Source organism: Klebsiella sp. M041 (assembly GCF_059759695.1).
This window is the reverse complement of sequence record NZ_JCAXWU010000028.1, coordinates 12,937-34,395: the sequence shown is the minus strand read 5'-3', so window position 1 is coordinate 34,395 and position 21,459 is coordinate 12,937. Positions and strand designations below refer to the sequence as shown.

Sequence of the window (21,459 nt, the reverse complement as noted above, 5' to 3'; positions counted from 1 at the left end):
TGTTAAAGAGCAGTTGCGACGCGCTTTAGCGCTCTGTCGCGAGGTGGCGTATATTACGCTTTCCTCTTTCAGAGTCAACCCGTTTTTCAGGATTTTTCTCTTCAACCGAACTGGCTGTTTGTGTGAAGTGATTCACATCTGCCGTGTCGATGGAGGCGCATTATAGGGAGTTCTCGAGCGCCCGCAATAGAAAAATGGCAGAAAAATGACTGACTGCTGCATTCCCCAGCAAAACCCCGCTTTATACCTCTTTACACACAGAATTATCCACAGGAGAGCGTCAAAACATGACCGCACGCCCCGCGGATCGGCAGCTATATAGAAGGAGAACCATCGGCCTAAAGAGAAAGATAAAAATTCGCGAGCGTTGCGCAAACGTTTTCGTTACAATGCCGCGCTATGACACGGATGCCCGGTTGGGTGCGTTAGGTGAGTTTTTAGGCAAAAACTCACCTAACGCTCTCTGTAATGTTCAAATCCTGGGGATTTAATACCATGCAACAACGTCGTCCAGTCCGCCGCGCTCTGCTCAGTGTTTCTGACAAGGCCGGTATCGTCGAATTCGCGCAGGCGCTTTCCGCTCGTGGTGTCGAGCTGCTGTCCACCGGCGGCACCGCCCGCCTGCTGGCAGAAAAAGGCCTGCCGGTAACCGAAGTCTCTGACTACACCGGTTTCCCGGAAATGATGGATGGACGCGTGAAGACCCTGCATCCGAAAGTACACGGCGGCATCCTCGGTCGTCGCGGTCAGGATGATGGCATCATGCAGCAGCACGGTATCGCGCCTATTGATATGGTGGTCGTTAACCTCTATCCGTTTGCCCAAACCGTCGCTCGTGAAGGCTGCTCGCTGGAAGACGCGGTGGAAAACATCGATATCGGCGGCCCAACCATGGTCCGCTCCGCGGCGAAGAACCACAAAGATGTCGCCATCGTGGTGAAGAGCAGCGACTACACCGCCATCATTAATGAAATGGACGCCAACGAAGGCTCCCTGACGCTGGACACCCGCTTCGACCTCGCCATTAAAGCCTTCGAACACACCGCCGCGTACGACAGCATGATCGCCAACTACTTCGGCAGCATGGTTCCGGCCTATCACGGCGAAAGCAAAGAAGCCGCTGGCCGCTTCCCACGCACCCTGAATCTGAACTTCATTAAGAAGCAGGATATGCGCTACGGCGAAAACAGCCACCAGCAGGCTGCCTTCTATATAGAAGAGAATGTCAAAGAAGCTTCCGTGGCAACCGCTACCCAGCTGCAGGGTAAAGCGCTCTCCTATAACAATATTGCCGATACCGATGCGGCGCTGGAGTGCGTGAAAGAGTTCAACGAACCGGCCTGCGTGATCGTTAAGCACGCTAACCCGTGCGGCGTTGCCGTCAGCGACTCGATCCTTGACGCCTACGATCGCGCATACAAAACCGACCCGACCTCCGCGTTCGGCGGCATCATCGCCTTCAACCGCGAGCTGGATGCCGACACCGCGCAGGCGATCATCTCTCGCCAGTTTGTCGAGGTGATCATCGCCCCGTCCGCCAGCGAAGAAGCGCTGAAAATCACTGCCGCGAAGCAGAACGTCCGCGTACTGACCTGCGGTCAGTGGGAAGCGCGCGTTGCCGGTCTCGATTTCAAACGTGTCAACGGCGGCCTGCTGGTTCAGGACCGCGATCTCGGTATGGTCACCGCAGGCGAACTGCGCGTGGTCAGTAAACGTCAGCCGAGCGAGCAAGAGCTGCGCGATGCGCTGTTCTGCTGGAAAGTGGCGAAATTCGTCAAATCCAACGCCATCGTGTATGCCAAAGACAATATGACCATCGGCATAGGCGCCGGCCAGATGAGCCGCGTCTACTCGGCGAAAATTGCCGGGATTAAAGCCGGTGACGAAGGTCTGGAAGTGAAAGGCTCCGCCATGGCCTCCGATGCCTTCTTCCCGTTCCGCGATGGGATTGACGCCGCGGCTGCGGTCGGCATCACTTGCGTTATCCAGCCGGGCGGCTCTATCCGCGACGACGAAGTGATTGCCGCCGCTGACGAACACGGCATCGCCATGATCTTCACCGATATGCGCCACTTCCGCCATTAATTCATGGAGCTGCAGATGAAAGTATTAGTAATCGGCAACGGCGGGCGTGAACACGCCCTGGCCTGGAAAGCGGCCCAATCGCCGCTGGTTGATACCGTCTACGTTGCGCCGGGCAACGCAGGTACCGCGCTGGAGCCGTCGCTGCAAAACGTCGCCATCGGCGTCACCGATATTCCGGCGCTGCTGCGCTTCGCTCAGGATGAAAATATCGACCTGACCATCGTTGGTCCGGAAGCGCCGTTGGTGATTGGCGTGGTCGACGCGTTCCGTGCCGCCGGGCTCGCCATCTTTGGGCCAACCGAAGGCGCGGCGCAGCTGGAAGGCTCGAAAGCCTTCACCAAAGATTTCCTCGCGCGTCATCACATCCCGACGGCGGAATACCAGAACTTCACCGAAGTTGAGCCAGCGCTGGCTTACCTGCGCGAGAAAGGCGCGCCGATCGTCATCAAAGCCGACGGTCTGGCGGCGGGTAAAGGCGTTATCGTGGCGATGACCCTTGAGGAAGCCGAAGCGGCGGTCAAAGACATGCTGGCCGGTAACGCCTTTGGCGACGCCGGACACCGCATCGTCATTGAAGAGTTCCTCGATGGCGAAGAGGCCAGCTTTATTGTGATGGTCGACGGCGAGCACGTCCTGCCGATGGCCACCAGCCAGGATCACAAACGCGTCGGCAACGGCGATACCGGCCCGAACACCGGTGGGATGGGCGCTTATTCTCCGGCGCCGGTCGTGACTGATGAAGTCCATCAGCGCACCATGGAGCGTATTATCTGGCCAACCGTGAAGGGCATGGCCGCGGAAGGCAACACCTATACCGGTTTCCTGTATGCCGGTCTGATGATCGACAAGCAGGGCAACCCAAAGGTCATTGAGTTCAACTGCCGCTTTGGCGATCCGGAAACCCAGCCGATCATGCTGCGCATGAAATCTGACCTGGTAGAGCTGTGCCTCGCCGCCTGCGCCGGCAAGCTGGATGAGAAAACCTCCGAGTGGGATGACCGCGCATCGCTGGGGGTAGTGGTTGCCGCCGGCGGCTATCCGGGCAACTACAACACGGGCGATGAGATCCATGGCCTGCCGCAGCAGGAAGCGGCAGACGGTAAAGTCTTCCACGCCGGCACGAAACTGTCTGACGACCAGCGCGTGGTCACCAACGGCGGGCGCGTACTGTGCGTCACCGCCCTGGGCGATACCGTAGCGCAGGCGCAGCAGCGCGCCTATCAGCTGCTGACCGATATTCGCTGGGATGGCAGCTTTAGCCGAAACGATATCGGCTGGCGCGCCATTGAGCGCGAAAAGGCTAACGGCTAAGTTTCGCCAACAGCGTTTTCCGCGTAATGCCTAACTGACGGGCGGCTTCGGTTTTGTTGCCGCCCGTTTTTTCCAGTGCCGCCAGAATCACCTCTTTTTCGACTTCCACTAGCGGCTGAATCAGCCCCTCCTCGCTCCCGCCTGACGGCAGCGGCGTACCCGCAATCGCCAGCGGCAGTTCCCGCCCGGAGATATAGTCCCCGGTCAGTAGCACCACCGCCCGCTCCACCGCGTTTTCCAGCTCGCGAATGTTGCCCGGCCAGGAGTAGTGGATCAGCAGGTCCATCGCCTGTGGCGTGAACCCCTTTACCGCCTTACGATTGCGTTCGGCATAGCGTTTGAGAAAGTGCTGCGCCAGCGGCGGAATATCTTCCCGGCGCCGGCGCAGAGGCGGCATCTCAATAGTCACGACGTTCAGGCGGTAATAGAGATCCTGGCGGAAACGCCCGGCGCTTACCTCTTCCGCGAGGTTGCGGTGGGTGGCGGCGATCAGCCGCACATCAACGGCAAGCGTCTGGTTGCTGCCGACCCGCTGCACCTCCCGCTCCTGAATCGCCCGCAGCAGCCGGACCTGCATCAATGGCGAGATATCGCCAATTTCATCGAGGAACAGCGTGCCGCCATCCGCTTCGACAAAGCGCCCCTCACGTCGCCGATCCGCGCCGGTAAACGCCCCTTTTTCATGGCCGAAGAGTTCCGACTCCAGTAGCGACTCATTCAGCGCCGCGCAGTTGAGCGTCACCAGCGGCTTATCACCGCGCCCGCTGCAGGCGTGGATGGCGCGCGCCACCAGTTCCTTACCGGTTCCCGACTCTCCATAGATCAGCACCGTCGCATCCGAAGGGGCTACCAGCGTAATATTATTAAGAAGCGCCTGCATCGCCGGGCTGTCGCCTATCATGCCCCAACGCGAACTCGCTGCGGCGGGGTGTTCGCCCTCGCTATGCCGGGTGTGTGCCAGCGCCTGGACTAACGTCTGCTGTAACGTGTCAAAATCCAGCGGCTTAATCAGATAATCCAGCGCCCCGGACTTGATGGCCTCCACCGCCGTATCGACGCTGGAGAACGCCGTCATGATCAGCACCGGGATCGCCGGGTTATAGGCTTTAATCTCTTTTAACGTCGCGATACCGTCCATCTCCGCCATGCGAATATCGCACAGCACCAGGTCGAAGACCTGCTGATGGATCAGCTCCAGCGCCTGCAGGCCGTTGTGGGCTAATGCCACCTGATAGCCCCAGCCGCGCAGCAGCGCCTGCAGGATCGTGCAGTGGCTGATGTCATCATCGACAACCAGAATCTGTACCTTATCGCTGCTCATCTTCCCTCCGTTGAGCATCAATCGGTAGCCAAAGCGTAAATATCGCTCCAGCCCCCGGCTGACTTTCGGCGCGGATCGTCCCGCCATGTTGTTCGATAATATTCTGCACCACCGCCAGCCCCAGCCCGGTGCCGTCCGCTTTGGTGGTGAAATAGGGGGTGAAGATGGCCTGCAGCTCTTCGGCAGTCATCCCTTTACCGCTATCTGCGATGACGATTTTCATCCGCTGACGGTCAGCTTCGCTTGCCGATACGCGAATGACGCCGTCACGGCCAATCGCCTGCATCGCGTTCAGGTACAGGTTCAACAGCACCTGGTTCAGGCGGTCGGCATCGGCGTTGATCGTGGAGAGCTCCGGGCGCGGAGTGAATTGCAGCGCTATCCCGCGACTCTGCGCATCCTGGCTGACCAGCTGTAATGAGTGGTGGATAAGCGCGTTGATATCCACCGGCTGATAATTTAAATGCGCGGGCCGGACCAGCTCCAGCAGTTCGCTGACCACCCGGTTCAGGCGGTCGGCCTCTTTGGCCATCACCCGCGCTAACTGATGCGACTCGCCGCCCGGCGGCGTGCGCTCGGCAAAATATTTCGCCAGCCCTTTAATCGACGAGAGTGGATTGCGGATCTCGTGCGCCACGCCCGCCGCCAGATGGCCAAGCGCCACCAGTTTCTCTTTGCGGGCCATCGCCTCCAGCAGTTGTTTTCGCGAGCGGCGATAGCGGCGGAACCAGAACTGGGCGAGGATCGTTGCCGCTGTCACCAGCGCGGCGGCGCCCAGCATGATGACCATGTTCCGCTGCCCGCGGGCCTGCGCGGCATCCAGCTCACTGCTATCAAAGGCGATAAAAATCACCTGCGGGACGGTGGCTTGAGCCAGGGCACTGTCGCCGCGATTCATCATGCCCCTATGGTGGCCGCGGGCCGGATTGAGCGGGCGAAACTGGCGATAGACCTCAATGGCCGGCTGCGGCTCGCTAAGCCGCCGCCAGCGCGCCTGTTCGCCAACCGCCAGCGCACGCATCTGCGCGGGGCTGTAGAGCGTTTGGCCCACCTGCTGCGGATCGCTGTGAGCGATGATGGTGCCATTGTCATCAGTCACCGCGAACCACAGGACGCCCGGCTGCCAGGCCATCTCTTCCAGCAGGGCCTGCAGCTGCGCGTGATGCATCCGCATTCCCATGCCGACGCGCGTGCCGGACTCCAGCGCGCGGATCAGTACGCTCCCCTTCTCCTCAATAGTTTGTCGGGCGGCGGTCGTCTCACGACCGTGATCGCGGACGATCATCGCGGAGAACAGCACCACCAGCAGCACCACCGTACCGGTCAGCAGCCAGCTCAGCGCGCCAGCGGCAGCGTCCCGGGAAAAAGGTTTGATCTTCATCGGCGAGTCCTTGTCATCTCCTTTTCGCTATCAGCAGGATCTTTCAGCAGAAATCATGCCATGTTTCCGCACGGCCAAACCTGCTCTCAAACATATCGCCTGCGCTTTAGCGAGTAAAAATGACTCGCCGGTCCCGGGCGGAACGGGTCATTTTTACTCGCCTTCTCTGCCACGACCTCGGCAGACCTGTTCGGACGGGCTTTTTCAGGCTGGCATGGAAGATGCAATACCGGGAGAAACCACACAGGAGAAAATGCCATGAAACGGAACCGTAACTTACCTCTCGCCCTCGTCACCCTTGCCGCGCTGACCTTCGGCAGCAACGCGGCCTGGGCCAACCACCACTGGGGCAACAATAACGGGATGGGCAACCAGGGCTACAGCCAGCTGACCCAGGAGCAGCAGGCTACCGCGCAAAAGCTGCATAACGATTACTTTGCGCAAACCAGCGCCCTTCGCCAGCAGCTGCAGTCCAAACGCTATGAGTACAATGCGCTGCTCACGGCGCAAAAGCCGGACCGCGGCAAGATTGAAGCCGTCGCTCAGGAGATGGAAGGCTTACGCCAGAAGCTGGATCAGCAGCGGGTGAAATTTGATCTCGCGCTGGCTGAGGCAGGCGTTCCCCGCGGCGCAGGCATGGGATATGGCGGCTGTCGCGGTAGCGGCGGCGGTCATAGGGGCATGAATCACTGGTAAAGGTTAGAAGCTTTTTTCCGTCGGCTGCCAGGTGCAGAAGTTTTCATTGGCCACCAGCAGCAATTGAGAGCCTTCCGGCGCCTCAAGCCAGGCAATGCTCACCGCGGCGGAAGCGTGGCTCTGGCGGCGTTCAATGTGCGCCAGAGCCCGACTATCGAGGTCGGGCGTCACCGTCTGCCCTTCGCAGGTCAGGACGGTATGCGCGGCGGCGTTCCAGCGCCCCTGACGCAGGACGACCCGACCCTGACGGAGGGCGTCGCTGGTCTGGCGGATCTGCTCGGCGCGATAACGGTACAGCGCGACCTGGTCGCTGGAGAGCTGCTGCTTCTGCCCGTCAACTTCCCGCTGCATAAAGCTCAGATCGCCTTGCGCGTCGAAGCGGGCGCGAATATGTTCCGGCGGCTTGCCGTAGACATTGAGTTCAATAAGCGTCAGCTGATCGCCCTGCCAGCGATATTCGCTGGTCGAGGTGTCCCCGTGACGCCACGGGCTGAAGGCGGCGAGAAGATGGACTTCATCGCCAGAATCTTTACGCCAGATACGCATCGCCCCCTGGTTGTCCGCATAACCGCTGGCGGTAAACGGTGGTAGCGACGCGTTATGGCTGCAGGCAGTTAGCAACAGGATGCCCGCCAGCGCCAGAGGCCGGCGCCAGACAGACAAAAGGGGCTTAATAGCCCCTTCGATAAAACTGTTCACTGCCACGCGGTCTTACTTAACTGCGTCTTTCAGTGCTTTGCCAGAAACAAATGCCGGCACGTTAGCTGCAGCGATTTTGATCTCTTTACCGGTCTGCGGGTTGCGGCCAGTACGCTCAGCGCGGTGGTTCACTTTGAAGGTACCGAAACCAACCAGTTGAACAGCATCACCTTCTTTCAGAGACTCAGTAATTGCAGCCAGGGTAGATTCCAGGGCAGCTTTAGCCTGTGCTTTGGACAGGTCAGCTTTGTCCGCAATTACATCAATCAGTTGAGTCTTGTTCATAAGTTATCCTTACAATGTGTTTATCGCTTGCTAAGCATCGAGTGCGACGGAAATGCCAAAAAAGCACCCTCCTGCATACACGCACCGATAGCCACTTTTTTTCGCCCTCCAAATGTAGACCAGACGGGGGGCGGAATGGAAGCCTTCAGACGCTACAATTCAGGCGGTAAATCACGTTTTCTGGTCTCACTGCTGAAAATTTATACCAATATTGCTCTCGCCGGCCTCACGCAGGTCCGCGCGCAGGCCTTTTATCAGCTCAAGGTCACGCTCTTCGCAGTCGGCCAGCAGGCGGAAAATTTCCCACTGAATGTCCCATTCCTGCTCTACCGCCGGGTTCGCTTTCAGCTCTTCGTCGGTCATTTCGCGGCCTTCCTGGGTCATTTCCAGCATCGCCACGGTGGTGATGGAGGTTTTGCTCACCTCGATCGCGTGCTCGAGCGTTTCGCCGCTCAGACGGGAATGGATCAATTCGCTCAACGCCACGCAGGCGTCTATGGCCGGATAAACACCGTACAGGTCGAAATCATCTGCCGCCGGGATCGCCTCTTCCAGTTTCTCCAGTTGACTGTCGAAATTCACCTTCGCATCTTTAACCGTCAGCGTTTCCCAGATCAGATCCAGGATACGACGGTACAGCTGGCCGTCGCCAAACTCGGTTTGCTTGCAGAACATCGCGTAGTTGGGGTACATACGCTCGCACAGGCAGGCCATAAAAGTGACATGCTGCCAGCTTTCCAGCTTCTCCAGGCGCAGGTGAATCGGGTTTTGTAACATGATGAATTCTCGAAGTCAGAAATTAGGCGCAGTGTACCTGAATCAGCTGTGATTTGCTTGCCAACGCACAAATGACGGACGGCGGGACGCCACCGCATCAGCCCAGCGCGTCGGCTCGGGCAGACGATAGCCTCGCATGCAGCGTTCGACCCACATTAAGGCGCTGTCCATGCCCACCCGGTGGCCGGTGCTAATAAACAGCGGGTTGCAGCGGACTTTACTGCGCCAGACCCAGGCCAGTTGCTCATTTTTATCCATCAGCGGGGCCAGCGCGCCGGGGGCATCACCCAGTTCGCCGATTTTTCCACACAGCCGTTTTTTCGCCACCCCGATGGTCGGCACGTCGATCATCAGGCCAAAATGGCTGGCGACGCCCAGCCGCCGCGGATGGGAAATACCGTGCCCGTCAACAAACAACAGGTCCGGTTTTTGCGAAAGCTGCTCCCACGCCGCCAGCAGCGCAGGCGTTTCGCGAAACGAGAGAAAGCCGGGAATATAGGGCATGGAGGTGGCGACGCGCGCCACCTGATACTCCACCAGCTCCAGTTCAGGCCAGGTCAGCAGCACCATCGCAGCTCGGGTGACCTCCCCTTCCTGCTCAAACCCGACATCCGCACCGCCGATCAATACTGGCGGGTCGCGATCCAGTCGATCCGCCCGCTCTACCGACGCGGCTAACTGTTGCTGTTGGATACGGAGTGCGGCTAAATCCATATGGCTGATCTCCTACTGGTGATAGGGTGCGGAAAGACGATGCACCGCTTCAACAAAGACGCCCGCATGCTCAGGATCAACGTCCTGATGGATGCCGTGGCCGAGGTTAAAGACGTGGCCTTCCCCCTGACCAAAGCCGGCGAGGATGGTCGCGACTTCTTCTTCAATACGCGCGGCGGGCGCATAGAGCATGGACGGATCCATATTGCCCTGCAGCGCGACTTTGTTGCCCACGCGACGACGGGCATCGGCAATATCGGTGGTCCAGTCGAGACCCAGCGCGTCACAGCCGGTCTCCGCCATCGCTTCCAGCCACTGACCGCCGCCTTTGGTGAACAGCGTCACCGGCACGCGGCGGCCTTCGTTTTCCCGCAGCAGGCCATCGACGATTTTATGCATGTAGTAGAGGGAGAATTGCTGGTAGTCGCGGCCGGTCAGCACCCCGCCCCAGGTGTCAAAAATCATCACCGACTGCGCGCCGGCTTTGATCTGCGCGTTGAGATACAGGGTGACGCTCTTCGCCAGCTTATCCAGCAGCGCGTGCAGCGCCTGCGGGTCGGCGTACATCATCTTTTTGATGACGGTGAAAGCCTTGCTGCTGCCGCCTTCCACCATGTAGGTCGCCAGCGTCCATGGGCTACCGGAAAAACCGATCAGCGGCACTTCGCCTTTCAGTTCGCGGCGTATGGTGCGCACGGCATTCATCACGTAGCCCAGTTCCTGCTCGGGATCCGGGACTGGCAGCTTGTCGACGTCGGCTTTGCTTTTCACCGGCGAGGTGAAGCGCGGGCCTTCGCCTGCCTCAAAGTACAGCCCCAGCCCCATGGCGTCCGGGATGGTCAGGATGTCCGAAAAGAGGATCGCCGCGTCCAGCGGGTAACGACGCAGCGGCTGGAGCGTCACTTCGCAGGCCAGCTCGGCATTTTTACACAGCGACATAAAGTCGCCCGCTTGCGCACGGGTGGCTTTGTACTCAGGTAAATAGCGGCCCGCCTGGCGCATCATCCACACCGGGGTGACATCAACCGGCTGACGCAGCAGCGCGCGCAGGTAACGATCGTTCTTCAGTTCGGTCATTTTTACATTCCTTTAGCGTTGATACGCCCAGTGTAACATGTCACTCGAACTCTGCCCGACACATCGCGACGGTATCTTCGATAAGCCGGCGCGCCACCGTCCCCGGCGGCGGCAGAAGCGGCAGATCGTCATAGCGGTACCAGTCCGCGCTGAGTAACTCTTTTTTATCCACCACGATATCGCCCTCCGCGTAATCCGCCATAAAGGCAGTCATCAGCGACTGCGGGAACGGCCACGGTTGAGAAGTCACGTAGCGCAGATTTTTCACCCGGATACCGCTCTCCTCCATCACCTCACGGGCAACGGCCTGCTCGAGGGTTTCGCCGACCTCGACGAACCCGGCCAGCACGGTGTGTACCCCATTGCGATGTCGGGTATGTTGCGCCAGCAGGATCGCATCGTCGCGACGGATAGCGACGATAATGCACGGGGCAATTTGCGGGTAGTAACGTTCACGGCAGTGGCTGCACAGCATCGCCCATTCGCTTTTACTGGCATGCATCGGGTGACCGCAGTAGCCGCAAAATTTATGCGATCGATAAAATTCGGCGAGCTGGATCCCCCGTCCCGCCAGCTGAAAGAGTCCCGGATCCTGATCCAGCACCTGGCGTAACGATCCCATGTCATGGCGGCGATCCTGGCGCACCATCCACACCGGATCGCCCTGCCATTCGCCGATATGCAGCGCATGCTGGCCGACAAGATCGAAATTAACCGCTTCGCCATGTGGTAATTCTCCACCAGGCAACCATAATTTTTGTTCGTGACTGACAACCCACCAGCCGCGATCTAATTTTTCAATAATACGATCCATATCTATTGCACTACCTTTGCTTCACTGGCATGTTGTTAACATTATATTTACATTTTTGGTGAGCAGATTTAAATCAAAACTAGCGGAGTCAATCATGCTAAACCAGCTGGAAAATCTGACGGAGCGCGTTGGCGGTAGTAATGAACTGGTCGATCGCTGGCTACAAGTGCGTAAGCATCTGCTCGTGGCTTACTACAATCTGGTTGGCCTGAAACCGGGCAAAGAGTCGTTTATGCGGCTAAACGAAAAGGCGCTGGATGACTTTTGCCAAAGTCTGGTGGATTACCTCTCGTCCGGTCATTTTAGTATTTATGAACGCATTATTGGCGAAATGGAAGGCGATACCCCACTTTTAGCCGCCACCCGGCTTTACCCGCAGCTGGAAGCCAATACCCAGCAGATGATGGACTACTACGATACCTGCCTCGAAAACGCCATTGATCATGATAACTACCTTGAGTTTCAGCAGGCGCTGTCGGATATCGGCGAGTCGCTGGAAGCGCGTTTCGCCCTGGAAGATAAACTGATCGCCCTCGCCGTCGCCCATCATCTGAACGATGAGGTGCGCGATAATATTGCCCCGACCGCTTGAGTTGTGTGCAATTAACGAGTAGTTTACCTTCATTCCCCCTCTCCGGAGGGGATGTCATCTTGTCGGAGTGCTTATTTTCCATGTGAAGGCTAACGTGGAAAAGGCTGAGACCGTTAATTCGGGATCCGCGGAACCTGATCAGGCTAATACCTGCGAAGGGAACAAGAGTAAACTGCTGTTCGCGTCAGTCCGTCAGGGCCGATCGCATCTGTTACTCCATCCGTCGTCTGACAAGCCATGTCCTTTTCATCTGGAATGCGCTATGTCTACTACCAAACTGACCCGTCGTGAGCTACGCGAGCACGCGCAGCGATTTATCGATACGCTGGAAGGCGCTGCTTTCCCTAATTCGCGCCGTATCTACATTCAAGGTTCACAAGCGGATATCCGCGTCCCAATGCGTGAAATCCAGCTCAGCCCAACCCTCGTCGGCGGCGATAACGATAACCCACAGTACGAAGCCAACGAACCGATCCCGGTGTATGACACCTCCGGACCTTATGGCGACCCGGATATTGGCATTAATGTCCGCCAGGGGCTGGCCAGGCTGCGCCAGCCGTGGATCGACGCGCGCAATGACTGCGCCCCGCTCAGCGAACGCAGCTCGGCCTATACCAAAGCGCGGCTGGCCGATGACGGCCTTGATGAGCTGCGCTTCAATAGCCAGCTGACGCCAAAACGCGCCGTTGCCGGCAAATGTGTTACCCAACTGCACTACGCCCGCCAGGGGATCGTCACCCCGGAGATGGAGTTCATCGCCATTCGCGAAAACATGGGCCGCGAACGTATTCGCAGCGAAGTTCTGCGCCAGCAGCATGCCGGCGAAGGCTTCGGCGCCCGCCTGCCGGAAAACATCACCCCTGAGTTCGTCCGTGATGAAGTGGCCGCCGGGCGCGCAATCATCCCGGCCAATATCAACCACCCGGAGTCTGAGCCGATGATTATCGGCCGCAACTTCCTGGTAAAAGTGAATGCTAATATCGGCAACTCGGCGGTGACCTCCTCCATCGAAGAAGAGGTCGAGAAGCTGGTCTGGTCCACCCGCTGGGGCGCCGATACGGTGATGGATCTCTCCACCGGCCGCTATATCCACGAAACCCGCGAGTGGATCCTGCGTAACAGCCCGGTACCGATCGGCACCGTACCGATTTACCAGGCGCTGGAGAAAGTCAACGGCATCGCCGAGAACCTCACCTGGGAAGCCTTCCGCGATACCCTGCTGGAACAGGCCGAACAGGGCGTCGACTACTTCACCATTCACGCCGGCGTACTGCTGCGCTACGTCCCGATGACCGCGAAGCGTCTGACCGGCATCGTTTCGCGCGGCGGCTCAATCATGGCCAAATGGTGCCTGTCGCACCATCAGGAAAACTTTCTCTACCAGCATTTCCGCGAAATCTGCGAAATCTGCGCCGCCTATGACGTGTCGCTGTCGCTGGGCGATGGCCTGCGCCCCGGCTCCATTCAGGATGCCAACGACGAAGCGCAGTTCTCCGAGCTGCGCACCCTCGGCGAGCTGACGAAAATCGCCTGGGAGTATGACGTGCAGGTGATGATCGAGGGCCCCGGCCACGTGCCGATGCAGATGATCCGCCGCAATATGACCGAGGAGCTGGAGCACTGCCACGAAGCGCCGTTCTACACCCTCGGGCCGCTCACCACCGACATTGCGCCGGGCTACGACCATTTCACCTCCGGCATCGGCGCGGCGATGATCGGCTGGTTCGGCTGCGCCATGCTGTGCTATGTCACGCCAAAAGAGCATCTCGGCCTGCCCAACAAAGAGGATGTGAAGCAGGGGTTGATTACCTACAAAATCGCCGCCCACGCCGCCGACCTGGCGAAAGGCCACCCCGGGGCGCAGATCCGCGATAACGCCATGTCGAAGGCGCGCTTTGAATTCCGCTGGGAAGACCAGTTTAACCTCGCGCTGGATCCGTTTACCGCCCGGGCCTATCACGATGAAACCCTGCCGCAGGAATCCGGCAAAGTTGCCCACTTCTGCTCCATGTGCGGTCCGAAATTCTGCTCAATGAAGATCACTCAGGAAGTCCGCGACTACGCCGCCAGACAGGCCATCGACGCCGGCATGGCCGATATGTCGCATCACTTCCGCGCCCGCGGCGGCGAAATCTACCTGAAACAGGAGGAAGTCTGATGTATCAGCCTGATTTTCCACCCGTCCCGTTTCGTCTCGGACTCTACCCGGTAGTGGACAGCGTGGCGTGGATTGAGCGCCTGCTCAAAGCCGGAGTACGTACTCTTCAGTTACGCATCAAAGACCGACGCGACAGCGAGGTGGAGGATGACGTCATCGCCGCCATCGCCCTTGGCCGCCGCTATCACGCCCGGCTGTTCATTAACGATTACTGGCGACTGGCGATCAAACACCAGGCCTACGGCGTGCATCTCGGACAAGAAGATCTGGAAACCACCGATCTGAGCGCCATCCGCCAAGCCGGGCTACGTCTGGGCGTCTCCACCCATGACGATATGGAGATTGATGTCGCCCTGGCGGCGCGCCCCTCTTACATCGCCCTGGGTCACGTCTTCCCGACGCAAACCAAACAGATGCCCTCCGCGCCGCAGGGGCTCGATCAGCTTGCCAGACATATCCAACGCCTGGCGGATTACCCCACCGTGGCGATCGGCGGAATTAGCCTTGAAAAGGCCCCGGCGGTGCTGGCGACCGGCGTCGGCAGCATCGCAGTGGTCAGCGCCATCACCCAGGCGGCGGACTGGCGGGCAGCGACCGACCAGCTGCTGACGCTGGCGGGAGCGGGCGATGAATGATCACGACTTTATGCGCTATAGCCGTCAGCTGCTGCTGGAGGATATTGCCATCGAGGGGCAACAGAAGCTGTTAGCCAGCCGGGTGCTGATTATCGGCCTTGGCGGGCTGGGCTCCCCGGCGGCGCTCTATCTGGCCGGGGCTGGCGTCGGGACGCTGACCCTGGCCGATGACGACGCCGTGCATCTCAGCAATCTGCAGCGGCAGATCCTGTTCACCAGCGCGGATATCGATCGGCCAAAAGCCGCGGCGGCAAAGACGCGGCTCAGCCAGCTAAATCCGCAGATCAAACTGGTTGCGCTCCAGCAGCGATTAAGCGGCGAGGCGCTGCGCGCCGAGGTGGCGAAAGCGGACGTGGTGCTGGACTGTACCGATAACATGGTCACCCGCCAGGCGATCAATGCCGCCTGCGTGGCCCTCGACATCCCGTTAGTGACCGCCAGCGCCGTCGGCTTCGGCGGTCAGCTGATGGTGCTCACCCCCCCCTGGACGCAGGGCTGCTATCGCTGCCTGTGGCCGGATAGCGACGAACCGCAGCGCAACTGCCGCACCGCGGGGATCGTCGGCCCGGTGGTCGGCATGATGGGCACGCTGCAGGCGCTGGAGGCCATTAAGCTGCTCAGCGGCATGACGACGCCGCGCAACACTCTGCGGCTGTTCGACGCCCGCACCAGTAACTGGCGTAACCTGGCGCTACAGCGTTCCCGGGGCTGCCCGATTTGCGGAGGGCGGCATGCAGATCTGGTTTAACGACGAGCCGCTGGCGTGCGCCGACCATCTCAGCGTCAGCGCCCTGCTGACCCAGCTCGAACAGCTGCAGCCGGGCGTCGCGCTGGCGCTCAATCAACACATTCTGCCGCGCGACCGGTGGGAAGATCATCTCTTGCAGGAAGGCGATCGAGTCCTGCTTTTTCAGGTTATCGCTGGAGGCTGACATGTTACGTATTGCAGACAAAACATTTGAATCCCATCTTTTCACCGGTACCGGCAAATTCGCCGCCCCGGAGGTGATGGTTGAGGCGATTCGCGCCTCGGGCAGCCAGCTGGTCACCCTGGCGATGAAGCGCGTCGATTTACGTCAGCACAATGACGCCATCCTCGCCCCGCTGCTGGCGGCGGGAGTCAGCCTGCTGCCGAATACCTCGGGCGCCAAGACAGCGGAAGAGGCGGTGTTTGCCGCCCGTCTGGCACGGGAAGCCTTGGGCACCCACTGGCTGAAACTGGAGATCCACCCGGACGCCCGCTGGCTGCTGCCCGACCCGATTGAAACCCTGAAAGCGGCGGAGCTGCTGGTCCGCGAAGGGTTCGTGGTGCTGCCCTACTGCGGCGCCGACCCGGTGCTGTGTAAACGGCTGGAAGAGGCTGGCTGCGCGGCGGTGATGCCCCTGGGCGCGCCGATCGGCTCCAATCAGGGGCTGGAAACCAAAGCCATGCTGGAGATTATTATCGAGCAGGCGACGGTGCCGGTGGTGGTCGACGCCGGCATCGGCGTTCCAAGCCATGCGGCGCAGGCGCTGGAAATGGGCGCGGACGCGGTGCTGGTCAATACCGCTATTGCCGTCGCCGACGATCCCGTGGCCATGGCCCACGCTTTCCGTATGGCGGTCGAGGCCGGCTTGCTGGCCCGTCAGGCCGGACCGGGGGCGCGCAGCGCGCAGGCGCAGGCCACCAGCCCGCTCACCGGATTCCTGGAGGCGCTGGCATGAAAACCTTCAGCGATCGCTGGCGGCAGCTGGAGTGGGACGACATCCGCCTGCGCATCAACGGTAAAACCGCCGCCGATGTCGAACGGGCGTTGGCGGCCAAACAGCTGACCCGCGACGACATGATGGCCCTGCTTTCGCCGGCGGCGGCCGGGTATCTTGAACCTCTGGCCCAGCGCGCGCAGCGGCTTACCCGTCAGCGCTTCGGCAATACCGTCAGCTTCTACGTGCCGCTGTATCTCTCCAACCTGTGCGCCAACGACTGCACCTACTGCGGCTTCTCGATGAGCAACCGCATTAAGCGCAAGACGCTGGATGCTGCCGAGATTGCCCGCGAGTGCGCCGCGATCCGCGACCTGGGCTTTGAGCATCTGCTGCTGGTGACCGGTGAGCATCAGGGTAAGGTGGGAATGGATTATTTCCGCCAGCACCTGCCGGCAATCCGCAGCCAGTTTGCCTCGCTGCATATGGAGGTGCAGCCGCTGGCGACCGACGAGTATGCCGAGCTGAAAACCCTGGGGCTCGACGGAGTGATGGTCTATCAGGAGACCTATCACGAAAGCATGTACGCTCAGCACCACCTGAAAGGGAAAAAGCAGGATTTCTTCTGGCGGCTGGATACGCCGGATCGCCTGGGCGAGGCGGGGATCGATAAGATCGGCCTTGGCGCGCTGATCGGCCTTTCCGACAGCTGGCGGGTGGACTGCTTTATGGTCGCTGAGCACCTGTTATGGCTGCAGCAACGCTACTGGCGCAGCCGCTATTCGGTCTCCTTCCCGCGTCTGCGTCCCTGCGCCGGCGGCATTGAACCGGCCTCGCTAATGGATGAGCGTCAGCTGGTGCAGACCATCTGCGCCTTCCGCCTGCTGGCGCCGGAGGTTGAGCTGTCGCTATCCACCCGCGAATCCCCCTGGTTCCGCGACCGGGTGATCCCGCTGGCGATCAATAACGTCAGCGCCTTCTCCAAAACCCAGCCCGGGGGTTACGCCGACGACCATCCGGAGCTTGAGCAGTTCGCGCCGCACGATGACCGTCGGCCTGAAGAAGTCGCCAGCGCGCTGGCTGCCCGCGGCCTGCAGCCGGTGTGGAAAGACTGGGACAGCTGGCTGGGACGCGCCTCGCAAACCTCATGATGTACAGTGTAAGCGCCTGATATTTTTGCGCGCCTGCACGAGAGATGAAAAACGGAGGCTGGCCCGCCAGGCGCCCTTTTTCTATTCTGCCCGGGTCAGCAGCGGACGCTGACCAGGGCGAACCTTTTCTTCCTCATTTTCGCCCTGCCTCTCCGCGCTGATCGAGGACCTGTACATTGTCGCCGAATATAAATCACGATACATGAAGGCCTCAGAGTTATAATTGAGCAATAGTTAACTGATTCGATCGGCAGGCGTCGCAGTCGCAACCTGCGTTCGGACCCATGGTTTATACATCCGGGACGATTAACGATTCATGGCTCTACACAACAGAAAGCTCTCTTTCACGACGCCGATCGTCGTGGGGTTTGCCGGCATCTTGCTCAGTTTTATGCTGATCGCTATTTTTGTCACCCTGGCGCAGCGAAAAGATTTTCTTGAAGATTATCACGACATTAACCGCAACTTTACCCACAACCTGGCGATCAACTACACGGAAACCCTGCTGCGGGAAAATGATTTTATCCTTGGGCGCGCGGTCGCCTTCTTTGCCCGCAATGACGAACTGAATCGCGCAGTCAATGTGGAACCGGAGAAAGGGTTAACGACGCTGATGCAGTTACAGAACATGATGCCGAGCGTCTCATCCATCTCGCTGGCGGATACCGAGGGCCACTATCTGCGCGCCCCGGAGGTGCTGGAAAATGAAGACAGTCAGGCTTTCGATCCCAGAACGCGACCCTGGTTTATCAAACAGGCGGAAGCCAGCACCTTCAGCCACTACACCAGCCCATATATGGATTTTTTTACCCACCATCCGACGATTACCATTTTCAAACCCATCATCACCCCGGAGGGGAAACTCAAGGGCAGCCTGGCCTTTCATCTCGATCTCACCTCCATGGGGTTCGCGCTGCGCCAGATGGTGGCCCCCGTACAGGGCGAGTTTTTTGTGGTGCAGCGTGATGGCAAAGTGGTCCTGCACTCCGACCCTGGCGCGCTGTTTAAACCCTTCGTCAGTAATGAGCTGATGGATAAAATGACCAGCGGCGAGGGGCAGCTTTACGATCCCGGGAGCGACACCTGGTATTACTATTACTCCTTTACCAATCCCGACTGGTTTGTGATTTTCCGTGTCGATAACACTACCCTGGTTAATCTGACGCGCCATGAAACCAATTTAGTGATCGGCGGTTTCGCCCTCGCGGCGATCATCATCATCCTGTTCGGCCTTTATCTGCGTCATGCCTCCCGCACCGTGCTGATGAATATCATCAATGCGATTAAAACCGGCGACGTCAAACGCGCCCCACGCCTCGAGGCGATGCTGAGTAAAGCCATTGAAACTAATAAGCAGCGCGAACTGACCTACGTCCGCCAGGCGACCATTGACGCGCTCACCGGCTGCAAGAACCGCCGCGCCTTCGACAGCGATATTGCCGCGCTGATGAACGATCATCAGCCGTTCGCCCTCGCGCTGGTCGATATCGATAACTTTAAATCGATCAACGACACCTGGGGTCACCTCAACGGCGATATCGTTCTGCGTAACGTCGCCCGCGAAGGGCTGCAGGTCCTCCAGCCGCTGGAGATATCCCTCTATCGCTATGGTGGTGAAGAGTTCGCGGTGGTCTTTCCTGCCGAACATATTGATAACGCCCGCACGCTGCTGGAAACATGGCGGGTAAACGTCGAACGGCGCACCTGGCGCGAAGATGGCCTGACGGTCACCTTCAGCGCCGGGCTGGGGGAATGGAACATGGAGCCGCTGGATAAACTGGTGGTGAGCGTCGATGAAGCGCTGTACAAAGCCAAACAGCAGGGTAAAAACCGTATCCTGCGCGCCTAGGACTTTAGCGCCGCAACCGCCCACTTCGGTGGGCTTTTTTATTTTTTCCGGCAAAAATGAAACCGGTTTCAATTTTTGTGTGATGACTTACACACAATCACGGTAAAGCGGTTGTCGCATCGCCAGGGCCGCGATAAACATAAGACATCACGGAACACAAGGGCCACTGACTATGAAGAATATCGTTTTGTGCTGTGCCGCCGGTATGTCTACCAGCATGCTGGTTCAGCGTATGCAAGATGCCGCGCAGAAGAAAGGTGTTGAGGTCTCAATCAAGGCCGTACCGGTCGCCGAGTTTAAAGATAATTTGGCCGCCGCCGACATTATTCTGCTCGGCCCGCAGGTGAAATATGAGCAGGCGAAGCTGCAGGCGCTGGCCGACCCGTTCGGCAAAAAGGTCGCCGTGATCGATATGATGGACTACGGCATGATGAAAGGTGATGCCGTTCTGGATAAAGCCCTTAAGATGCTGGAGTAATCGATGGAAGATTTAGAAACGATCATCATGGAGCTGCTGGTTAACGCGGGTTCTGCGCGCAGCGCGGCGCTGACGGCGCTACAGCTGGCGCGGAAAGGCGATTTTGCCGCAGCGGAGCAGGCCATGGCCGAGTCCCATGAGTTCGTCAAACATGCGCATAAAATTCAGACCCAGCTTATCGGCCTGGATGAAGGCAGCGGTAAGTTACCGGTCAACCTGATCACCGTGCATTCTCAGGACCATCTGATGAACGCCATGGTCATTCAGGATCTGGCGACCGATATGATTGAACTATACCGTCGCCTGCCCCTCGCGCAATAATCTCTCGAATTTAACGGGCGTCGCTGCCGGCGCCCGTCCCCGCTTACAGAAAGCCGTACATCGCAGCGAATACCCAGCCAAAAACGCAGGAGACGCCAACGCCGATGAGCCCGGGCAGGATAAAGCTGTGGTTAATCACAAAGCGGCCAATATGGGTGGTCCCTGAGCGGTCAAACTGGATCGCCGCCAGATCGCTGGGGTAGGTCGGCAGAATATAGTAGCCATAGCAGGCCGGCGCAGAAGCCACGATATAGGCCGGGTCGACGCCGATGGCCAGGGCCACCGGAACAATCGCCGCCAGCGCTGCCGCCTGCGAGTTCACAAACTTCGAAACCAGCAGCAGCACGATGGCATAGGCCCATGGATACTCTTTGACCATCTCCCCGAGCACGCCTTTAATTTCGGTCATGTGAGCGCCAAACATGGTCTCCGCCATCCAGGCGATGCCGTACACCGCGACGATAGCGATCATTCCCGAACGAAAGACCTCATTCTTGGAAATCGATGCCGGGTTGGTTTTAGTAATGATGATGATCAGCGCCCCGGAGAGCAGCATAAACATCTGGATCACCAGCACCATCGACAGCGGTTTACCGTCAAAGGCCGGACGCAGTTCAGAGAAGGCGCCGAGCAGCGCCACCACAGCGATGGAGGCCAGAAAAATCCACATCGCTATCCAGTTGCTGGTGGGCAACTTTCTATCCAGCAGCGTCGCCGTATCGCCATAGACGTAATGGCGGTTCTCCGGTACCGCAATAAACGCCTGGAAGGCTTCGTCTTTATCCAGATCTTTGCCACGGAACCAGCTGAAGATGCCGATGGCTAAAATGCCCAGCAGCGTGGAAGGAATGGTTATCGCCAGCAGATCGAGAAACTCGAGATGTTTACCGTTAAAGGTAAAATTCCCCAGCATCGCCACCAGCGAGACCACCGCCACCGAGACCGGGCTGGCGATGATCCCCATCTGGGCGCCAATGGAGCTGGCGGCCATCGGACGCTCCGGGCGAATGTTATTCTTAATCGCCACATCGTAGATAATCGGCAGGATGGTATACACCACGTGACCGGTACCGCAGAGGATAGTCAGCGTGCAGGTGACGAAAGGCGCCACAATAGAGACATATTTTGGGTTTCGCCGCAGCAGCTTCTCGGCAATCTGCAGCATGACATCCAGGCCGCCGGACGCCTGCAGCGTCGCCGAGGCGGCCACCACCGCAATGATCACCAGCATCACATCAACCGGCGGTTTACCCGGCTGGAGATGAAAAACAAAGACGAGGATCACTAAACCGATGCCGCCCAGCAGCCCCAGCGCAATACCGCCTTTTCGGGCACCATAAAACAGACAAATTAAGATAATAATGAGTTGTATCGCGAATTCCATGCAGCCCCCAGAGCCTGTCCGCTCAGACCTAAAGTAATGATCCCTACC

At 59.0% G+C, this 21,459-nt stretch carries 23 protein-coding genes and 1 riboswitch; of the genes, 14 read left to right on the top strand and 9 right to left on the bottom strand.

What is annotated here, in order from left to right; genetic code table 11:
* Positions 1-495 precede the first annotated feature (495 nt).
* Positions 496-2,085: a bifunctional phosphoribosylaminoimidazolecarboxamide formyltransferase/IMP cyclohydrolase gene (purH, locus tag AC6CWS_RS24355; RefSeq protein ID WP_065883980.1), complete on the top strand. Its 1,590-nt coding sequence runs from the start codon at positions 496-498 to the stop codon at positions 2,083-2,085.
* Positions 2,086-2,100: 15 nt separating this feature from the next.
* Positions 2,101-3,396: a phosphoribosylamine--glycine ligase gene (purD, locus tag AC6CWS_RS24350; RefSeq protein ID WP_043523029.1), complete on the top strand. Its 1,296-nt coding sequence runs from the start codon at positions 2,101-2,103 to the stop codon at positions 3,394-3,396.
* Here purD and zraR read toward each other — a convergent pair.
* Both zraR and zraS read right to left on the bottom strand, forming a co-directional pair.
* Positions 3,386-4,717, bottom strand: a complete 1,332-nt coding sequence (zraR, locus tag AC6CWS_RS24345; protein WP_023291605.1) for a sigma-54-dependent response regulator transcription factor ZraR — start codon at positions 4,715-4,717, stop codon at positions 3,386-3,388. The two genes, purD and zraR, sit on opposite strands and share 11 nt — an antisense overlap.
* Complete coding sequence (gene zraS, locus AC6CWS_RS24340; RefSeq protein ID WP_065883981.1) at positions 4,704-6,098, bottom strand: two-component system sensor histidine kinase ZraS; 1,395 nt, start codon at positions 6,096-6,098, stop codon at positions 4,704-4,706. Before zraS ends, zraR begins: the two co-directional genes overlap by 14 nt.
* Here zraS and AC6CWS_RS24335 point away from each other — a divergent pair.
* Positions 6,088-6,360 carry a hypothetical protein gene (locus AC6CWS_RS24335; protein WP_080901853.1) on the top strand — a complete coding sequence of 91 codons (273 nt, stop codon included), beginning with the start codon at positions 6,088-6,090 and terminating at the stop codon, positions 6,358-6,360. The genes zraS and AC6CWS_RS24335 overlap by 11 nt on opposite strands.
* Positions 6,357-6,794 carry a zinc resistance sensor/chaperone ZraP gene (gene zraP / locus AC6CWS_RS24330; protein ID WP_065883982.1) on the top strand — a complete coding sequence of 146 codons (438 nt, stop codon included), beginning with the start codon at positions 6,357-6,359 and terminating at the stop codon, positions 6,792-6,794. Before AC6CWS_RS24335 ends, zraP begins: the two co-directional genes overlap by 4 nt.
* A gap of 3 nt (positions 6,795-6,797) precedes the next feature.
* On the opposite strand, the gene AC6CWS_RS24325 is transcribed toward zraP, so the two are convergent.
* The 6 genes from AC6CWS_RS24325 to nudC all read right to left on the bottom strand — a co-directional run bounded on the left by AC6CWS_RS24325 (position 6,798) and on the right by nudC (position 11,160).
* Entirely contained in the window at positions 6,798-7,493 is a 696-nt protein-coding gene (locus AC6CWS_RS24325; RefSeq protein ID WP_023319466.1) for a DUF1481 domain-containing protein, read from the bottom strand.
* A gap of 12 nt (positions 7,494-7,505) precedes the next feature.
* Positions 7,506-7,778: a nucleoid-associated protein HU-alpha gene (gene hupA, locus AC6CWS_RS24320; RefSeq protein WP_002884342.1), complete on the bottom strand. Its 273-nt coding sequence runs from the start codon at positions 7,776-7,778 to the stop codon at positions 7,506-7,508.
* 186 nt (positions 7,779-7,964) lie between these two features.
* A complete protein-coding gene (locus tag AC6CWS_RS24315; protein ID WP_004206742.1) occupies positions 7,965-8,555 on the bottom strand; it encodes a YjaG family protein in 591 nt (196 codons plus the stop codon).
* A 42-nt stretch (positions 8,556-8,597) separates the two neighbouring features.
* On the bottom strand, positions 8,598-9,269 hold the full coding sequence (gene nfi / locus AC6CWS_RS24310; protein ID WP_023291601.1) for a deoxyribonuclease V: 672 nt from the start codon (positions 9,267-9,269) through the stop codon (positions 8,598-8,600).
* Between the two features lie 12 nt (positions 9,270-9,281).
* On the bottom strand, positions 9,282-10,346 hold the full coding sequence (hemE, locus tag AC6CWS_RS24305; RefSeq protein WP_023291600.1) for a uroporphyrinogen decarboxylase: 1,065 nt from the start codon (positions 10,344-10,346) through the stop codon (positions 9,282-9,284).
* A gap of 40 nt (positions 10,347-10,386) precedes the next feature.
* A complete protein-coding gene (nudC, locus tag AC6CWS_RS24300) occupies positions 10,387-11,160 on the bottom strand; it encodes an NAD(+) diphosphatase (RefSeq protein ID WP_023291599.1) in 774 nt (257 codons plus the stop codon).
* Positions 11,161-11,254: 94 nt separating this feature from the next.
* On the opposite strand from nudC, the gene AC6CWS_RS24295 reads away from it, so the two are divergent.
* The 10 genes from AC6CWS_RS24295 (at position 11,255) to AC6CWS_RS24250 (ending at position 20,027) form a co-directional block, all read left to right on the top strand.
* Positions 11,255-11,752 (top strand): Rsd/AlgQ family anti-sigma factor, encoded by a 498-nt coding sequence (locus tag AC6CWS_RS24295; protein WP_023291598.1) that lies wholly within the window; start codon positions 11,255-11,257, stop codon positions 11,750-11,752.
* Positions 11,753-11,805: 53 nt separating this feature from the next.
* Positions 11,806-11,930, top strand: a riboswitch (TPP riboswitch).
* An 84-nt stretch (positions 11,931-12,014) separates the two neighbouring features.
* Positions 12,015-13,910, top strand: a complete 1,896-nt coding sequence (thiC, locus tag AC6CWS_RS24290) for a phosphomethylpyrimidine synthase ThiC (protein ID WP_048296413.1) — start codon at positions 12,015-12,017, stop codon at positions 13,908-13,910.
* Entirely contained in the window at positions 13,910-14,545 is a 636-nt protein-coding gene (thiE, locus tag AC6CWS_RS24285) for a thiamine phosphate synthase (protein ID WP_065883983.1), read from the top strand. The genes thiC and thiE overlap by 1 nt, the downstream gene beginning before the upstream one ends.
* Positions 14,538-15,293 (top strand): thiazole biosynthesis adenylyltransferase ThiF, encoded by a 756-nt coding sequence (gene thiF, locus AC6CWS_RS24280; protein WP_023291595.1) that lies wholly within the window; start codon positions 14,538-14,540, stop codon positions 15,291-15,293. Before thiE ends, thiF begins: the two co-directional genes overlap by 8 nt.
* Entirely contained in the window at positions 15,277-15,477 is a 201-nt protein-coding gene (gene thiS / locus AC6CWS_RS24275; protein WP_017901114.1) for a sulfur carrier protein ThiS, read from the top strand. The genes thiF and thiS overlap by 17 nt, the downstream gene beginning before the upstream one ends.
* A gap of 1 nt (position 15,478) precedes the next feature.
* A complete protein-coding gene (gene thiG / locus AC6CWS_RS24270) occupies positions 15,479-16,249 on the top strand; it encodes a thiazole synthase (RefSeq protein WP_004206751.1) in 771 nt (256 codons plus the stop codon).
* The gene (gene thiH / locus AC6CWS_RS24265; protein ID WP_023291594.1) at positions 16,246-17,379 is read left to right on the top strand and encodes a 2-iminoacetate synthase ThiH; all 1,134 of its coding nucleotides are present in this window, start codon (positions 16,246-16,248) and stop codon (positions 17,377-17,379) included. The genes thiG and thiH overlap by 4 nt, the downstream gene beginning before the upstream one ends.
* A 316-nt stretch (positions 17,380-17,695) precedes the next feature.
* A complete protein-coding gene (locus AC6CWS_RS24260; protein ID WP_017901111.1) occupies positions 17,696-19,228 on the top strand; it encodes a sensor domain-containing diguanylate cyclase in 1,533 nt (510 codons plus the stop codon).
* A 172-nt stretch (positions 19,229-19,400) separates the two neighbouring features.
* The gene (locus AC6CWS_RS24255) at positions 19,401-19,706 is read left to right on the top strand and encodes a PTS sugar transporter subunit IIB (protein WP_002884150.1); all 306 of its coding nucleotides are present in this window, start codon (positions 19,401-19,403) and stop codon (positions 19,704-19,706) included.
* Positions 19,707-19,709: 3 nt separating this feature from the next.
* Positions 19,710-20,027 carry a PTS lactose/cellobiose transporter subunit IIA gene (locus AC6CWS_RS24250; protein ID WP_004206755.1) on the top strand — a complete coding sequence of 106 codons (318 nt, stop codon included), beginning with the start codon at positions 19,710-19,712 and terminating at the stop codon, positions 20,025-20,027.
* A gap of 43 nt (positions 20,028-20,070) precedes the next feature.
* On the opposite strand, the gene dcuB is transcribed toward AC6CWS_RS24250, so the two are convergent.
* Complete coding sequence (dcuB, locus tag AC6CWS_RS24245; protein ID WP_004206756.1) at positions 20,071-21,411, bottom strand: anaerobic C4-dicarboxylate transporter DcuB; 1,341 nt, start codon at positions 21,409-21,411, stop codon at positions 20,071-20,073.
* Positions 21,412-21,459 lie beyond the last annotated feature (48 nt).

Excerpts from the sequence above, each read along its gene's own strand:
- AC6CWS_RS24250 (WP_004206755.1), top strand. The coding sequence starts at position 19,710 with ATGGAAGATTTAGAAACGATCATCATGGAGCTGCTGGTTAACGCGGGT.
- nudC (WP_023291599.1), bottom strand. The coding sequence starts at position 11,160 with ATGGATCGTATTATTGAAAAATTAGATCGCGGCTGGTGGGTTGTCAGT.
- purD (WP_043523029.1), top strand. The coding sequence starts at position 2,101 with ATGAAAGTATTAGTAATCGGCAACGGCGGGCGTGAACACGCCCTGGCC.
- thiS (WP_017901114.1), top strand. The coding sequence starts at position 15,277 with ATGCAGATCTGGTTTAACGACGAGCCGCTGGCGTGCGCCGACCATCTC.
- thiE (WP_065883983.1), top strand. The coding sequence starts at position 13,910 with ATGTATCAGCCTGATTTTCCACCCGTCCCGTTTCGTCTCGGACTCTAC.
- zraR (WP_023291605.1), bottom strand. The coding sequence starts at position 4,717 with ATGAGCAGCGATAAGGTACAGATTCTGGTTGTCGATGATGACATCAGC.
- nfi (WP_023291601.1), bottom strand. The coding sequence starts at position 9,269 with ATGGATTTAGCCGCACTCCGTATCCAACAGCAACAGTTAGCCGCGTCG.
- dcuB (WP_004206756.1), bottom strand. The coding sequence starts at position 21,411 with ATGGAATTCGCGATACAACTCATTATTATCTTAATTTGTCTGTTTTAT.
- AC6CWS_RS24255 (WP_002884150.1), top strand. The coding sequence starts at position 19,401 with ATGAAGAATATCGTTTTGTGCTGTGCCGCCGGTATGTCTACCAGCATG.
- hemE (WP_023291600.1), bottom strand. The coding sequence starts at position 10,346 with ATGACCGAACTGAAGAACGATCGTTACCTGCGCGCGCTGCTGCGTCAG.
- thiG (WP_004206751.1), top strand. The coding sequence starts at position 15,479 with ATGTTACGTATTGCAGACAAAACATTTGAATCCCATCTTTTCACCGGT.
- thiC (WP_048296413.1), top strand. The coding sequence starts at position 12,015 with ATGTCTACTACCAAACTGACCCGTCGTGAGCTACGCGAGCACGCGCAG.
- thiH (WP_023291594.1), top strand. The coding sequence starts at position 16,246 with ATGAAAACCTTCAGCGATCGCTGGCGGCAGCTGGAGTGGGACGACATC.
- zraS (WP_065883981.1), bottom strand. The coding sequence starts at position 6,098 with ATGAAGATCAAACCTTTTTCCCGGGACGCTGCCGCTGGCGCGCTGAGC.
- hupA (WP_002884342.1), bottom strand. The coding sequence starts at position 7,778 with ATGAACAAGACTCAACTGATTGATGTAATTGCGGACAAAGCTGACCTG.
- zraP (WP_065883982.1), top strand. The coding sequence starts at position 6,357 with ATGAAACGGAACCGTAACTTACCTCTCGCCCTCGTCACCCTTGCCGCG.
- AC6CWS_RS24295 (WP_023291598.1), top strand. The coding sequence starts at position 11,255 with ATGCTAAACCAGCTGGAAAATCTGACGGAGCGCGTTGGCGGTAGTAAT.
- AC6CWS_RS24315 (WP_004206742.1), bottom strand. The coding sequence starts at position 8,555 with ATGTTACAAAACCCGATTCACCTGCGCCTGGAGAAGCTGGAAAGCTGG.
- purH (WP_065883980.1), top strand. The coding sequence starts at position 496 with ATGCAACAACGTCGTCCAGTCCGCCGCGCTCTGCTCAGTGTTTCTGAC.
- thiF (WP_023291595.1), top strand. The coding sequence starts at position 14,538 with ATGAATGATCACGACTTTATGCGCTATAGCCGTCAGCTGCTGCTGGAG.
- AC6CWS_RS24260 (WP_017901111.1), top strand. The coding sequence starts at position 17,696 with ATGGCTCTACACAACAGAAAGCTCTCTTTCACGACGCCGATCGTCGTG.